Annotated in this window: 5 protein-coding genes (1 of these 5 cut by a window edge); all 5 read right to left on the reverse strand. The window is 62.8% G+C overall.

Features of this window, described 5'->3' with window-relative positions; translation table 11 throughout:
- Positions 1–13758, reverse strand: the 5' end (the start) of a protein-coding gene (locus C7T36_RS04000) for a non-ribosomal peptide synthase/polyketide synthase (RefSeq protein ID WP_146153423.1). The gene continues 14847 nt to the left of window position 1, outside the view; 13758 of the gene's 28605 nt are visible here — the first part of the coding sequence; the start codon lies at positions 13756–13758; the stop codon falls past the left edge of the window.
- 494 nt (positions 13759–14252) lie between these two features.
- A complete protein-coding gene (locus C7T36_RS04005; RefSeq protein ID WP_258190576.1) occupies positions 14253–14903 on the reverse strand; it encodes a 3-oxoacid CoA-transferase subunit B in 651 nt (216 codons plus the stop codon).
- Positions 14900–15655 carry a CoA transferase subunit A gene (locus tag C7T36_RS04010; protein WP_033236940.1) on the reverse strand — a complete coding sequence of 252 codons (756 nt, stop codon included), beginning with the start codon at positions 15653–15655 and terminating at the stop codon, positions 14900–14902. The genes C7T36_RS04005 and C7T36_RS04010 overlap by 4 nt, the downstream gene beginning before the upstream one ends.
- A 12-nt stretch (positions 15656–15667) precedes the next feature.
- Positions 15668–16486 carry a CoA ester lyase gene (locus tag C7T36_RS04015; protein WP_045070850.1) on the reverse strand — a complete coding sequence of 273 codons (819 nt, stop codon included), beginning with the start codon at positions 16484–16486 and terminating at the stop codon, positions 15668–15670.
- Positions 16483–16977: a MaoC family dehydratase gene (locus tag C7T36_RS04020; protein ID WP_045070853.1), complete on the reverse strand. Its 495-nt coding sequence runs from the start codon at positions 16975–16977 to the stop codon at positions 16483–16485. The genes C7T36_RS04015 and C7T36_RS04020 overlap by 4 nt, the downstream gene beginning before the upstream one ends.
- Positions 16978–16987 lie beyond the last annotated feature (10 nt).

Here is a 16987-nt window from a genome sequence, read left to right on the forward strand (position 1 = left end):
CTGCGAGCGCACCGGATCGAGTGCTTCGACGATCCGCTCGAACGGAACGTCAGCGTGGGCAAACGCCTGCAGATCCACTTCACGCGCAGAAGCCAAGAGATCCGTGAACGACATCGACGGATCAACCTCGGTGCGCAGCACCAAAGTGTTGACGAACATGCCGATCAGATCGTCGAGCTGCGCTTCACCGCGACCGGCGACAGGAGCGCCGATTGCGATGTCGGTTGTCGCGGACAAGCGTGCCAACAGCACGGCAAGCGCAGAGTGGACGACCATGAACGGGGTTGCGCCCGCCGTCTGACCTGTTGCTTCCACATCGGCCCACAACTGCGGGTCGATCACAAAGGTGTGGTTCGCTCCTTGTCCCGTTGCGATCTCGGGGCGGGTGCGATCACTCGGCAGGTCCAATTGCTCGGGCAGATCAGCCAGGGCGTCGGACCAATAGTTGATCTGCTGCGCGATGACGGACGTCGGCTCGCCTTCGGAGCCGAGGACCTCGCGCTGCCACAACGCGTAGTCGGCGTACTGCACCGGCAGCGGAGCCCACGTCGGGGTCTGTCCCTGTGAGCGCGCGTAGTACGCGGTCATCACATCGCGGGTCAACGGGCCCATCGAGAAACCGTCGGTGGAGATGTGATGCACCACGAAGGACAACACGAATTCGTTGTCGGCGAGCTGGAAGAGCCTGGCCCGCAACGGAACCTCGACAGTGACGTCGAATCCCTCGACGAAGAATGCATAGAGCTCCGCTTGAAGCTCGCCCTCGGCAATGCGTACGGTCTCGAATTCGATCGAGGCATCCTCCGGCGAGAGGATCTCCTGGTAGCCGACACCGTCGGTTTCCGGATACAGCGTACGCAGAACCTCATGACGCGCAATGACATCGGCGATCGCCGAGTGAAGCGCACCTGAATCCAGGTTGCCGGTGAGACGCACCGCAACGGGAATGTTGTTGACGGCTGACGCGGTATCGAAGCGGTTGAGGAACCACATACGCTGCTGCGCCAGCGACAACGGCACCTGCGCCGGACGCACCTGCGCGGTCAATGCTCGTGTGCCGTCGCCACCGACGTGTGTTTCGATGCGCGCGGCAAGTTCTTCCACTGTCGACGCGTCGAACAGCACCCGGACCGGAATCTTGGTTTCGAGCGCCTGCCCCAGACGAGACATCACCCGTGTCGCGATCAGCGAGTTACCGCCGAGCGCAAAGAAATCGTCGTCCAGGCCGACCTGTTCGATTCCTAGAACATCGGAGAATACCTGCGCCACAGCCTGTTCCACAGAACTGACCGGAGCCCGGAACACTGCTGCCTCGAACGCGGGCACCGGCAATGCTCGCCGATCCACCTTGCCGTTGGCGTTGAGCGGCAGGGCGCCCAGCACCATGAAGACTGCCGGAACCATGTAGCCGGGCAAAGAGTCGGCGAGGCGCCGGCGCAGTTCCGTCTCATCGATCACGGCACCGCTGGCCGGCTCCACATACGCGACCAGCGTGTCCTCGATGACCGCGACCGCAGCCAGGGACACAACGTCTTGTGCCGCGAGCAGTGTTTCGATCTCACCGAGTTCGATTCTCTGGCCACGCAATTTCACCTGGAAGTCGGAACGTCCGACAAATTCGAGTGAACCCGAGCGCGTCCAGCGGACGAGGTCACCGGTCCGGTACAGGCGCTCGCCGGCTTCCGAGAACGGATGCGCAACAAAGCGCTCCGCAGTGCGAACGACGTCACCGAAGTATCCCCGGGCCAACTGAGAGCCGGATACGTACAACTCACCGGTAACACCGAGTGGTACTTGAAGCATTCTGGAGTCGAGCACCCACAATCCGGTGTTCCACGCCGGGCCACCGAGGGGCACAACATCGCCGTCGAGATCCGAACTGCGATGGCTCGTGACCTGGATCGTCGTTTCGGTCGGTCCGTACAGGTTGTGGACATCACTACCGGTCAGCGCGCGGAAGCGGGCCGCGAGAGCGCTGTTCAACTGCTCGCCGCCCGCAAACGTCGCACGCAAGGAAGTGGGCGCCGCAGTCTCGAACTCGTCGGCCATTGCTGCAAGCACCGATGGCACGAACTGAGCCACCGTCACCGATTCACCTGCAATGATACCGCTCAGGTATGCGGGATCACGGTGACCGCCGGCCTCCGCAATCACCATTCGAGCACCGACCATCAAGGGCCAGAACAGCTCCCACACCGAGGCGTCGAAAGTCGCGGGTGTCTTGTACAGCACCACGTCTGAAGGAGTAAGGCCGTAAGTGGCCTGCATCCACGACAACTGGTTGACAACGGCCGCGTGTGTGACTCCGACGCCCTTCGGACGTCCCGTCGATCCGGACGTGAACAGCACGTATGCCATGTTGTCCGGGCGCAGCGGGGCACGGCGCTCGTCGTCACGGATCTGCGCCGGCGAGTAACTCTGCAGGTCAAGGGTGTCGATACCAAGTACCGGCCACCCTGCGGGGACGTCACCGCGTTCGGAATCCGTGGTCAGCACGCAGACCGGCGCTGCCGACTCCACGATGTACTGATTGCGTTCGGCCGGCTGCTCGGGATCAACGGGAACATAGGCCGCACCGGCACGGAGTACCGCGTACACGCCGATCACCTGATGGATCGAGCGGCGCATCACGAGCGCGACTCGCGAATCGGGGCCGACGCCGACATCAATCAGTTGACGCGCCAAACGGTTTACGCGCGCATCGAATTCGGCGTAGGTGAGAGTGAGATCGCCGCTGACTACTACGACGTCTGTCGATGAAGCGGCCACTCCTCGGTCGAGTACATCGACCAAGGTCTTGTAGTCCGCCGGCACTGTCATCCCGGCCGATACACCTGACAGCACGCTGCGTTCCACGTCGTCGACAATGTCGACATCGCTCGGCACGACGCTCGGGTCGGCAACGAGTGCCTGTGCCAACGCAATGAACTGCGTCGCCATAGCGGCCATCGTTCCTTCATCGAACAGGTCAGTCGCGTAGACCATCTGCACGTGCAGCCCGGCATCGCCATTCGTGGCGCCGACCCGTTCGGTGACCGTAATCGACAAGTCGAATTTTGCGCTCTCCGACTCCGGTTCGAAGGTCGTGACCTCGAGCCCGCCCAGCGTGAAGTCGACACGATCCAGGTTCTGGAAAGCCAACATCACCTGGAACAACGGATTACGCGACCTCGACCGCTCCGGATCGAGCACCTCGACCAACCGCTCGAACGGCACATCCGCATGCGCGAACGCGGCCAGATCGGTGCCGCGTACCTGGGTCAGGAAGTCCTCGAATGTAACGCCGGAACGGACCTCGGTGCGAAGCACGAGGGTGTTGACGAACATACCGACAACATCGTCGAGCGCGGCGTCTCCGCGACCGGCGACCGGAGTACCGATCGTCACGTCGTCCGTAGCGGCCAATCGAGCGAACAGCGACGCGAATACCGCGTGCACGACCATGAACAACGATGCGCCGTTTGCACGGCCCAGCTCGGACATTCCACGATGAGTCGCCGCGTCGATGTCGAAGGTATACGCATGTCCTCGACCCGAAGCCTGCGCCGGTCGTGGACGATCCGTGGGTAGTTCGAGCTGTACCGGAGCATCGGCGAGCGTAGCGGTCCAGAATTCGATCTGGCGTGCCATCGTCGACTGCGGATCGCCTTCGGAACCGAGTACGTCGCGCTGCCACAGCGTGTAGTCCGCGTACTGGACCGGCAGCGGTGTCCACGAGGGAGCGCCGCCGCGAGTGCGTGCCTCGTAAGCGACCATGACGTCACGGGTGAGAGGTCCCATGGAGAAGCCGTCGGTGGAGATGTGGTGGACGACGAACAGCAGTACGTAGTCGGCCTCGTCGACGCGATACAGCGCTGCCCGCAACGGAATATCTGCTGTCACATCGAAACCCGCCATCGCGGACGTCGTCACGGCAGCAGGCAATTCGGCAGCCGTCAACGGCTGGGGTACCAAGTCGAGTGCAACGTCGGCAATCGGCAGGATCTCCTGATATCCGACGCCATCGATGTCCGGATAGACGGTCCGCAATACCTCGTGCCGATCGATCACATCGAGCACAGCGGCGCTCAGCGCCACCACGTCCAGATCGCCGGCGATACGAATCGCGACGGGAATGTTGTTGACCGCGGATTCCGGTTCGAGACGGTTCAGGAACCACATGCGTTGCTGCGCAAGCGACAACGGGATCCGCTCCGGCCGGGTCTGCGGAACGAGCGGCGCAACCGCGCCGGAGCCTGCATGGACTTCGAGCCGAGCAGAAAGGGCTTGTACGGTCGACGCCTCGAACAGCGCCCGCACCGGTACCGTGGTGTCGAGGGCCTCGCCCAGCCTTGCGGCAACCCGAGTTGCAATCAGAGAGTTGCCGCCGAGGTCGAAGAAGTCGTCGTCACGGCCGACCGGCGAAACACCCAATACCTCGGAGAACACCTGGGCCACGATCGATTCAGCTGCGGTGACCGGCGCGACATACGCCTTGGCCGCGAAGGCCGGCGCCGGGAGCGCCTTGGTGTCGGTCTTGCCTGCCGTGGTCAACGGAATGGAATCGAGCACCAGGACTGTGTCGGGAACCATGTACCCGGTGAGGAATTTCGAGACGGAATCGATCACTGCGGCAGGTTCAATGGCAGCCCCGGCATCGGGAACCACGTAACCGACAAGTCGATCACCGAATTCTTCGTCGGTGTGGACTACTGCAACAGCCTGTGCAACTCCCTCGCAACGAGACAGTGCTGCTTCGATCTCGCCCAGCTCGATGCGGAATCCACGAATCTTCACCTGGAAGTCGCTGCGGCCCACGTACTCCACTGCGCGGCCGTCGATCCAGCAGACGACGTCGCCGGTGCGGTACAGCCGATCACCGGCGTCGCCGAACGGGTCGGCAACAAATCGACTTGCCGTCAGAGCGGGCTGACCCAGGTATCCCCTGGCGACCTGGATGCCCGACACGTAGAGCTCTCCTGCAACACCGACTGGGACCGGCTGCATCCGGTCGTCGAGGATGCGAGCGGACATTCCGCGAACCGGTCCACCGATGTTCATCCGGTCGAATGCGGTCAGCGTGTCACTGATATTGCTGGCAACTGTGGATTCGGTGGGACCGTATGCGTTGAAGAAGCCGCGTACGGAGCCGTCCGGCAGCGGTACGGCCCACTTGGCGACCAGAGCGCGCGGGCTTGCCTCGCCACCGACGACAACAACGCGAAGGGCGTCGAGGCCGGCCGGGTCCACCGACGCCAAGGCTGCGGGCGTGATGAAGGCGTGAGTTACTGCCTCGGAGTTCAGGATTTCTGCCAGTTCGGCGCCGCCGTAGACGGTGGTCGGCGCGATCACCATGGTCGATGCGGCGCCAAATGCCATGAGCAGTTCCAACACCGACGCGTCGAAGCTCGGGGACGCGAAGTGCAGGGTCCGTGCGTCTGCGGTCAACTCGTAGCGTTCGACCTGTACGGCACAGAAGTTCGCCACTCCGGCGTTGTCGACGACAACGCCCTTGGGTAGCCCGGTGGTACCGGAGGTGTAGATGACGTATGCCGCGTTTTCCGCGCGGATGACGCCCCGCAGCTCCTCGGCACGAATCGGTGCGCCGGACTCCGCGGCCATGACAGCGTCTTCGAGCGTGATCCAGTTGGATCCGGCGGGAAGCGCTGACACGAACTCTTCCGTCGTAATTCCGACTGTGGCACCGGAATCCGAGACCATGTGCGTGATGCGATCAACCGGGTAGGTGGGGTCTACCGGAACAAAGGCGGCGCCGGTCTTGGCTACCGCCCACAGCGCGAGCACGGAATCTGCCGATCGCGGAATGGCAATGGCCACTCGATCTTCGGCGCCGACACCGCGGCCGATCAAGACACGAGCCACCTGGGACGAGCGCTCGTCGAGCTCACGGTAGGTGATCGTTTCACCGGCGTAACTGATAGCTTGCGCGTCCGGGTTCACGGCTGCGGCATCGGTGAGAATTCCGGCCAGTGTTCCCGAAATACCCTGTGCGCCGCGCACATCGGTCAGCTCGAGCCGCTCAGAAGACTCGAGAATATTGATGTCGCCCACAGCGACTGCGGGGGCAGCGACCACGGATTCCAGAATGCGCACCAGTCGGCGAGCAAAGCCCTCGACGGTGCCGCTGTCGAACAAATCAGCAGCGTAGGTGAACTCCGCGGCTATTCCCTGAAGTTCGCCGTGCACTCCGATGGACTCGGATACCGACAGTTCGAGATCGAACTTCGCTGTTGTCGTGTCGACCTCGGCAGCCTTGACTGCCAGGCCGGGAAGTTCCAGCTCGGTCTGCGCCAGATTCTGCAACGAGAGAACAACCTGGAAGAGCGGATGCCTGGCCTGGGACCTGGCGGGAGCCAGGACGTCGACCAACCGCTCGAACGGGACGTCCGCATGGGCAAATGCGCTGAGCGCGGCATCGCTCGACGCCGCAAGCAGTTCCGTGAACGGAGCCGACGTGTCGACCTCGGTGCGCAGGACCAGAGTGTTGACGAACATACCGACCAGATCGTCGAGCGCTGCCTCGCCGCGGCCGGCGACCGGAGTACCCACCGAGATGTCCGATGTCCCACTCAGGCGGGCGAGCAGCAGCGCAAGTGCGGCATGCAGCGCCATGAACAGCGTTGCATTGTGCTCCCGTGCAAGTGAATCGAGGCGAACATGCAACTCGGGCGCGATGTCGAAGGCGAATCGTTCGCCGCGCATCGACGCCACATCGGGTCGAGCCCGGTCGGCGGGCAGTTCGATCCGGTCAGGCAGACCCGCGAGCGTCTCGCTCCAGAACGAGATCTGCTGGGACATCAGTGACGATGCGTCGTCCTCGGAACCCAGGACCGCACGCTGCCACAGCGCGTAGTCGGCGTACTGCACCGAAAGCGGTTGCCACTGAGGAACAATCCCGTCCTTGCGAGCCGAGTACGCAATCATCAGGTCGCGGCCCAGCGGCGCCATCGACCACCCGTCTGCGGCAATGTGGTGAACCATGATCGCCAGCACGTGCTCGGTGTCACTCAGCGTCAACAGACGCACGCGGATCGGCACGTCAACGGTGATGTCGAGTGCCGTCGAACCGACTGCGGCAATGGCGTCGTCGAGTTCACCGGTGTCGACGGACACCACATCGAGACCCTGGAACACATTGTCGACGTCGAGAATCGACTGCACCGGACCGGATTCGGTATCCGGGTACACCGTGCGAAGAACCTCGTGCCGAGCCAGCACGTCCTCGAACGCTGCTTCCATCGCGGCGACGTCGAGATTTCCACTCAAGTGAAGCGCGAAGGTGATGTTGTACGCCGCAGACGCCGTGTCGTAGCGGTTGAGGAACCACATGCGCTGCTGGGCGAGCGACAACGGAATGCTGCTCGGACGCGTCTGCGCGACGAGTGCGGTGCGCCCACCGCTGCCCGCGTGTGTCTCCACCCGCGCGGCGAGTGCCTCGACGCTCGACACGTCGAACAACGTGCGGACCGGCACCGTGGTGTCGAGTGCAGCGCCCAAGCGCGAGGTGACCTGCGTGGCGACGAGCGAGTTGCCACCGAGAGCAAAGAAGTCGTCATCGAGTCCGACTCGCTCCACCCCGAGAACATCGGCAATGATCTGTGCGACGATTTCCTCGACCGGCGTTGTGGGCGCGCGGAATTCACGCACCTCGAACACCGGCTCCGGCAGCGCGTCCCGGTCGAGCTTTCCGACCGGAGTCAGCGGAACCTCGTCCAAGGCCATGATGACCGACGGAACCATGTAACTCGGCAGGGATTCACCGACAAAACCCGCGAGGCGTTCGGCGTCGAAACTCGTATCGCCTTCGAGTTGGACATAAGAGACCAGGGCCATGACTCCCGCGATGCCTTCACGGCCCAGAGTCACGGCGAAACGAACGTCCTCGTGTGCTGTCAGCGCGGCGTCGATCTCGCCGAGTTCGATGCGGAAACCACGCACCTTGACCTGGAAGTCGCTGCGGCCCATGTACTCCAGGACGCCCGGCTCACCCTCGCGAGAAGTGCCGGTCCACCGCACGACGTCGCCGGTGCGGTACATCCGGGAGCCGTCCGACGAGTACGGGTTGGCGACAAACCGCTCCGATGTCAGCGCGTAGCGATCGTGGTACCCACGGGCCAATGCCGCACCCGCAAAATAGAGTTCACCCCTGGTGCCGACCGGGACGGGGTGAAGTCGCTCATCGAGGACAAGCGCCGACATTCCCTCGACGGGGCGGCCGATGTCGATTGGCAGACCTGCCGTGAGGTGCCCGTACGACGAAATGATGGTGGTTTCGGTAGGACCGTAACCGTTGAAGTACTCGCGTCCCGGTGCCCACGTTGCCAGCAGTTCCGGTGTGGTCACGTCGCCGCCGACAGAGACTACGGCCAACTCCGGCAGCTCGGCTGCGTCCATCGTGCCGAGCACTGCGGGCGTGATGATCGCGTGGGTGACATGCTCGTCGCGCAACAGTGTGGTCAGTTCGGGGCCACCGATGATCGCCGGTGGAACGATGACAAGGGTGGCGCCGGCGGAGAATGCCACCATCCATTCGAGAACCGACGGATCGAAACTCGGTGAACAGATGTGCAGGAACCGGGACTCCTCGTCGACCCCGTACCGACGCTGCGCGGCATCACGAACACCACGGAGCCCGCCGTGGGTAACGCTGACACCCTTGGGCTTTCCGGTAGAACCGGAGGTGTAGATCAGGTACGCAACATGTTCGTCGCGCAGCGGCGTGGTTCGTTCGGAATCGACGACCGTGGCACCCGATTGGGCGTCGACGAGGTTCACGGTGGACGGATCGTCCAGTGCCCACCATTCGGTGGCGGCAGGCAGCTGTCCCAGGAACTCCGATGACGTCAAACCGATTCGTGCCGCGGAATCCGACAGCATGTGGCGAACACGGTCGTCCGGGTAGTTCGGATCTACCGGAACGTAGGCGGCGCCGGTCTTTGCCACTGCCCACACCGCGCGAACCATGTCATAAGACCGTGGAAATGCCAGCGCAACAGTGGTTTCCGGACCGATATCACGTGCAATGAGCGCCCGGGCCAACCGTGACGACTGCTCGTCGAGCTCACGGTAGGTAACCGAACGTCCCTCGAATCGCACTGCGACCGATTCCGGATCAGCCGTACCTGCAGTGAGGATGTCGGCCAGGCTCGCTCGCGGCATCGCGTCGTCGGACGCGACATAAGTGAGGTCGACGAATTCAGTCGGCGAGAGCAGTTCGAGATCTCCGACCGTGGTCGCCGGCCGAGCCGTGACCGCGTCGAGAATCCGGACGAAGCGAGTGGCGAACGTAGCTACGGTCGATGCATCGAACAGATCCGTGGCATAGGTGAAGGTAGCGTCCAGGACATCTGAATCATCGCTTCCTTCAGGATTTTCCGACACCATCAGCTCGAGATCGAACTTGGCGACCGGAACTTCCAGTTCGGTGGCGACCGCAGTGATCCCCGAGAACTGCAACTGGCGACGTCCACTGATCTCGGCGGTCAACGCGACCTGGAACAACGGATGACGCGACTGGGACCGCGCCGGATTCAGGACCTCGACAAGACGCTCGAACGGCACGTCCGCGTGTCCGTAGGCGCTCAGTCCCGACTCGCGCACCCGGGCAAGCAAGTCTTCGAACGTTTCGCCTGCGTCTACCTCGGTCCGCAACACCAAGGTATTCACGAACATACCGATGACATCGCTCAGCGCTTCGTCGCTTCGACCGCCGACGGGAGCGCCGACGGCAATATCCGTGGTTCCGCTGAGTCGGCTGAGCAGCGCCGCATACGCCGCTTGCAGGACCATGAAGAGCGACGCGTTCTTCGAACGTGCCAACGCGTTCAATTTGCGCGTGGTGCGCTCACTGATGTGGAAGTGGTGCTTGGCACCGCGATTGGAGGCAACGGCCGGGCGGGGGCGGTCGGTCGGAAGATCCAGCTGGTCGGGAAGCCCAGCGAGTGACTCACGCCAGAAGGCGATCTGACGTGCGGACTCCGACGAAGGATCATCTTCGGATCCCAGGGCCGCGCGTTGCCAGAGCGCATAATCCGCGTACTGCACAGGCAGCGGCGTCCATGCCGGTGCGGTGTGCTCGCTACGTGCGGAGTACGCGACCAGGAGATCACGGGCCAACGGGCGGAAGGACAAGCCGTCTGCCGCAATGTGGTGCAGCACCATGACAAGGACAAAATCGGTGGCTGTGACCTCGAACAACGTGACGCGCAACGGGATCTCGGTTGCCACGTCGAATCCGCGTCCGGCGATCTCGACAGCGGCGGCCTGCACCTCACGCTTGGAAATCCGCTGCGGAGTGAGATCGATGGACACCTGGTCGATCGGCAGAATCACCTGCTGCGCGGTGCCGTCGGTGTCGGGATAGAGCGTGCGCAGCGACTCGTGCCGCTCGAGAAGATCCATCACCGAGGCGTGCAAGGCCGCAGGATCGACCGTGCCGGTCAATCGCACCGTGAACGGAAGGTTGTAAACCGGCGTCGACGGGTCGAGCTTGTTGAGGAACCACATTCGCTGCTGCGCCAAGGACACCGGAATGACGTCGGGACGCGGTTTTGCGACGAGTGGCGCCAGCGGCCGAACATTTCCCGCCAGCAATTCGGCCCGCGCGGCAAGCGTCGCTACTGTGGTCGATTCGAAGAGCTCGCGCACACCGAGTTGGACACCCATCGCGGAGCCGACTCTGGTGACCACTTGCGTTGCCACCAAGGAGTTTCCACCGAGTTCGAAGAAATCGTCGTCGAGACCGACTTGCTCCACACCGAGGACATCGGCAAAGACGTCGGCGACAACTCGCTCGGTATCGGTGCGCGGTTCCCGGTACTGCTTGGCGCTGGCGAAGACAGGCTCCGGGAGCGCTGCGCGATCGAGCTTGCCACTCGTGTTGAGCGGCAACGCTTCCAAGACCATCAGTGCAGCCGGAACCATGTACGACGGTAGGCTTCGACCGGCGAATTCGCTCAAAGCAGCCGAATCAACGGAACGGCCAGGACCCGGCACGATGTAGCCGACCAACTGGTCGCCGGTCGGTGTCTGCACCACCAACACGACGGCCTGCGAGACGTCGGGATGCGCGAGCAGCACGGTCTCGATCTCGCCGAGCTCGATGCGCTGGCCGCGGAACTTCACCTGGAAGTCGGTGCGTCCGATGTAGTCGAGGTTTCCGTCGTCACGTCGACGCACGAGGTCGCCGGTTCGGTACATACGTTCCCCGGCGGGACCGTAGGGGTTTGCCACAAAACGATCGGAGCTGAGGTCAGGTCGACCGACGTATCCGCGGGCCAACTGCACTCCGGCGAGGTACAGCTCGCCCGGCTGGCCGATCGGCGTTGCGCGGAGGTGCGAATCGAGGACGTAGGCCTGAGTATTCCACTGCGGCAAGCCGATCGGGACCGACGTAGTGTCGGACCTGCGAGCCTCGTAGTAGGTTACCGAGACCGCAGCTTCGGTGGGGCCGTACAGGTTGTGCAGATCCGCGCTGCACAGTTCACGGAAGGCCGTAGCCGTCTCGGGCGGCAACGCCTCACCGATGACAAAGACGTGGCGCAGTGAATCACATGACCCGGCAGGGGCATTCGCGGTGAACAAGGTGAGCATCGACGGGACGAAGTCCGTCACGGTGACACGATGCTCGGCAATCTTGGCAGCCACGTACATCGGGTCACGATGACCGTCGGGGGTCGCGACCACGAGGGTCGCACCGACCCGCAACGGCATGAAGAATCCCCACAGAGACACGTCGAACGTAGTAGCTGTCTTCTGCAGGTATACGTCCGATGCGCCGAGGTGGTACTCGGAGTTCATCCACTGGAGCTGGTTGTTGATCGCCGCATGTGTGACCGCAACGCCCTTCGGGCGACCGGTCGAACCCGACGTGTAGATGACATAGGCCGTATTCGAATACCGCAGGGGCGACACCCGATCCGAATCCGTGACTGGACTGGTGTCGAGTTCCGCGTCGTCGAGTTGGTCGATTTCGAGAACTCGGGTTCCGAGCGGCAGGTCCACCTGATCCCGAGCGGTGGTCAGAACACACACCGGCCGTGCGGAATCGAGGATGTACGCCGTTCGATCCGCCGGATGGTCTGGATCGACCGGCACCCAAGCGCCCCCGGCCTTTGCAATCGCATACAGTCCGACCATGAGGTCGAGGGAACGCCGAATAGCCAATCCCACAAGGGATTCCGGACCAACACCCATGTCGATGAGCTTGCGAGCGAGGCCGTTGACCTTCGCGTCGAACTCCGCGTAGGTGAGTGAGCTCCCCTCGAAGATCAGCGCGGTGGCGTCCGGGGTTCGATCGACCTGACGCTCGAACGGCTCGGTGATGGACTGCGAAAGTACGTGGTACCCGGTGCGATTCCAGAGCGCGACTTTCTTGCGCTCCTCTTCGGACGCAATGGGCAGGTCCCAGACTCGGCGAGATGTTTCGGCGGAGATGAACTTTTCGAGGAACTCGACAAAGCGCGAGTGGTTACGCTCGGCGACCGACGCGGAATAGAGGTTGGGATTCGACTCGAAGTCGATGTGCGTCCGGGTGTCGCCGACGCTCTGGTACAGGTTGACACCGAGGTCTTCGATCAAACCCGTTGACAGGATGTGTAATTCACCGACCAGTGGCCCGAAGGCAAGTTCGGTGGAGAACATCATGATGTTGATCCACGGGCCGAAGAATCCGCCCTGACCGGGGCCGTCACCGTCGCGGACCATGTCTTCGTGCCGGTATCGCTGATGGCGCAGGGCGCCCGACATCTCACTGCCAACAGCGTCGAGAAGTTCCTGGACGGTTGTCGTCGAGGTAATCCTCAAGCGCAATGGCACCACGTTGGACACCATTCCGCCGGATCGGCGGAGCACTGCCGTGGTGCGGCCCGAGACGGGCAGCGACAGCGACACGTCCTCGCTTCCGGTCATCTGGGCCAGGTACGCGGCAAACGCTGCGACCACCGTGCCGGCGACCGTCGTCTTCTCGACGCGTTCGAGGAATCGCGCGAGCAACGCTTCCACATGGTTGGACAGCGCCGCACTGTTGATGCGGCTGACCGGTGTCGGCGGGGCGCTGCGACCGGCCAGGCTCGAGATCTCGTCGAGGTCGGCGATCTTCTCGGCCCAGAAAGTGCGGTCGGTGTCGAACCGATGGGAATTGCGGTAGGTGTTGTCGACCTCGTACACGTCGCGCAGGTCGGATGCCTCGTTGGGCGTGGGCTCACGGCCTTCGACGCGGGCCGAGTACAACTCGGCGACTCGAGTGACAAATGTGGACGCGCCGAATCCGTCGAGGATCGTGTGATGGACCCGGGTGTACCAGTAGTAGCGGTCCTGTTCGAGGCGCAGGATGGTTGCCGAGATCAATCGGTCTGCGAGCATGTCCACGGGACGGCTTCGGTCTGCGCGCATCCACCGCATTGCCGCGTCGTGCGGGTCGGCCTCACTGCGGACGTCGACATAGCCGACCGAGTCGTCGAGCGTGTCGTCGATGATCTGGAAAGGCTGTGCATCGACTTCGATGATCCGAACGAAGGCCGAACCGATTTCGCGGCCGGCGTCGGCGCACGCCGCCCGGAGCACGTTCAGCTGCAACGCGCCACGAAGTTCGACGTACTGCGCGATGTTGACAGGGACGCTGGGATCGAGGTGCTGCGCGAACCACATACCGAGCTGTGCGGCCGAGAGTGGGAATGCGCCAGATCGCTGAACTTCTTCCGGCGAGCTGCCGACCTCCGACTTACCGCTCTCCAGTTTTCCGTTTCCCAGCGACTTCACGCCCACAGCCTCTCTTCCACACCATTACGCACACGCTGTGACGCACATCTCGCCGCCACAACTTGTACCGATCTCATCTACCCTCAATGAGCCAGAACGATCCATCATCTCCGATGGGCCGCAGGCATGACAAAGCCACACCCAGACATATCGAGTTTGAAGTGAAGGTTCGTTACAGCAACAAGCCACAATTCGCCCACCGCGAAGGCTCGTCTCAGGATCCGACAATCGCAGCGGACAACCCCCTCCCTCACTACCGTTCCGACGGGCACGATCGAAGCAGTTCCGCGCACGGGCCTATCGCGCGCGCGAATCCCCGCGTAACCGCCCGATAAATGTACAGGCTCGGCAATTCGCGAGGAATCGCGCTGTTCACGGGCCTTTTTATCCAGACAAATCGACCGCCGTCAGCCGGTTCGGACTTCGGTCGGGTCCTACTCACGAAGAAACGCGCCGGCTATGCGCCGACGCGTTCTCCGTACCTCACAACTCATTCACACGAGCGTAACGCCCGTCACATTCTGCAGGTACTCAGCGCTGACGCCCGGTGCCAGCTCCACCAGCGCAATGCCCTCCGGTGTGACATCCAGCACGGCCAGATCGGTGATGATGCGATGTACCACACCTTGGCCCGTCAACGGCAAAGTACACCGCTCGAGGATCTTCGGGTTTCCCTCCCGGTCGGTATGCTCCATCACCACGATCACGCGGCGAGCGCCATGGACAAGGTCCATCGCGCCGCCCATGCCCTTGACCATCTTGCCGGGCACCATCCAGTTCGCAAGATCACCGGTACTCGACACCTGCATTCCCCCGAGGACCGCCGTATCGATGTGGCCGCCACGAATCATGCCGAAGGACAGTGCAGAGTCGAAGAACGCGGCGCCTGGATTGACGGTGACGGTTTCCTTGCCCGCGTTGATGAGGTCGGCGTCGACCTGATCCTCGGTCGGGTACGGCCCGGTGCCAAGGATGCCGTTCTCGCTGTGCAGTACGACCCTCACGCCCTCAGGAAGATAGCTCGGGATCAGTGTCGGCAGTCCGATTCCCAAATTGACGTATTCGCCCGGCCGCATCTCCGCAGCCGCACGTGCGGCCATCTCGTGGCGAGTCCAACCGACACGAGCTTCCTCCGAACTGGTCACTTGGTGCCTCCTGAGACGGTTCGCTTCTCGATCCTCTTGTCTTGCACACCCGTATGTACGACCCGCTGGACGAACACACCGGGAAGGTGAACGTGTGCCGGGTCGATTTCGCCGGGCTCGACCAGATGTTCCACCTGTGCGATGGTGATCCGACCAGCCATTGCGGCAAGAGGATTGAAGTTCATCGCGGTCTTGTTGAAGACGAGGTTGCCTTCGGTATCGCCGTAGTCGGCATGCACCAATGCAAAATCCGCGGTAATCGATTCTTCCAACACATAGCGGCGATCCCCGAAAACGGCGGTCGCTTTGGGCGGAGAAGCGACGGCAATGGATCCGTCGGAGTTGTAACGCCAGGGCAACCCGCCCTCTTCGATGGGCGTGCCCACGCCGGCCGGCGTGTAGAACGCCGGGATGCCGGCGCCGCCCGCACGCAGACGCTCTGCCAGAGTCCCCTGCGGCGTCAGCTCCACTTCGAGCTCACCCGAAAGGTACTGGCGTGCAAACTCTTTGTTCTCCCCCACGTACGACGCCGTCACCCGGGCAATGCGATGAGCACTCAGGAGAATTCCGAGACCGTAATCGTCGACACCACAGTTGTTGGAGAACACTTCCAGATCGGTGGCGGTGCCCTCGGCGATAGCCGCGATCAAGGCGTCGGGAATTCCGCACAGTCCGAACCCACCGACGGCAAGCGTGGACCCGCTGGCGATGTCGGCAACCGCGTCGAGTGCCGAACTCACAACTTTGCTCATGCGTTGTTCTCCTTACTCGGGGAGGATACCGGCGCGATGCAGCAGTTTCTCGGCGTGACGCAGAACGGGCGCGTCCACCATCTTGCCTTCGAAGGCAAACACACCACGTTCGTGGGCCACTGCCGCAAGAACCCTTTGTGCCCAGTCGATTTCCGACTCCGACGGCGCGAAGGCCGCTCGGATGACATCAACCTGGCTGGGATGAATCGCGACCTTGACATCGAATCCGACGGCAACGGCGTCGGCGGATTCGACGCCAAGTCCGACCAGGTCCTTGATATCGAGGTACACCGAATCGACAGCCAGTCGGCCGTAACTCTTCGCTGCCAGCAAGGTATTCGAGCGAACGTGCCTCGCAACGTCGCGGTACGAACCGTCCAGATGACGACTGGCATTGCCTCCGAGACCGGCGATCAGGTCCTCAGCGCCCCACATCACGCCGATGGTGTTGGCCGCCAGAGCGATTTCCTGCACGGCCAGTGCGCCGAGCGGCGACTCGACCAACGCAACGACCTCGGCGGGGGCCAGCGAGAGAACGTCGTCGGCCGATTCGCACTTGGAGAGCATCAAACGCGTGTAATGCGTGCCGTCGAGGGCAAGCAGGTCGAGTTCGTGCTCGCGAGTGCCGACGGGATTGACGCGCACCACCGTGCGTTCCGGGTCGAGCGGTGTGTCGATCAGCGCGGTGCGCGCTGCCTCCTTGTCGTCAGCGGCAACGCCGTCCTCGAGGTCGAGAATGACAACGTCGGCTGCCGCCGCAGCTTTTGCATAGCGCTCCGGGCGATCTGCCGGGCAGAACAACCACGCCGGCCCCGGCGGAATCCACGTCACGACGATTCTCCTTGCGGCCTCAACTGCACCAACGTTTTACGAGTTGCCACGGCCACGACGTCGCCGTGCTGATTACGACCGGTGTGGACCAACGTCACGATGCCTTCACCCGGGCGGCTCTTCGATTCACGCTTGTCGGCGATCAACGTCTCCGCATACAGGGTATCGCCGTGGAAGAGCGGCTTCGGGAAACTGATGTCCGAGAACCCGAGATTTGCCACGATGGTTCCCTGCGTCAATTGTGCAACCGAAAGTCCCACGATCGTCGACAGCGTGAACATCGAATTGACCAGGCGCACACCGAACTGTGTGTCCTCGCTGTACGCGGCGTCGAGATGCAGTGCCTGCGTGTTCATTGTCAACGTCGTGAACAGCACGTTGTCAGCCTCGGTGACCGTGCGGCCTGGGCGGTGTTCGTAGATTGCGCCAAGTTCGAACTCCTCGAACCAGAGTCCGCGCTGAGTGATCTTCTTGGTCTCTGCGCTGTTCATTTGAGAGTTC

The organism is Rhodococcus sp. AD45-ID (genome assembly GCF_003023755.1).
Classification (GTDB): Bacteria; Actinomycetota; Actinomycetes; order Mycobacteriales; family Mycobacteriaceae; genus Rhodococcus_F; species Rhodococcus_F globerula.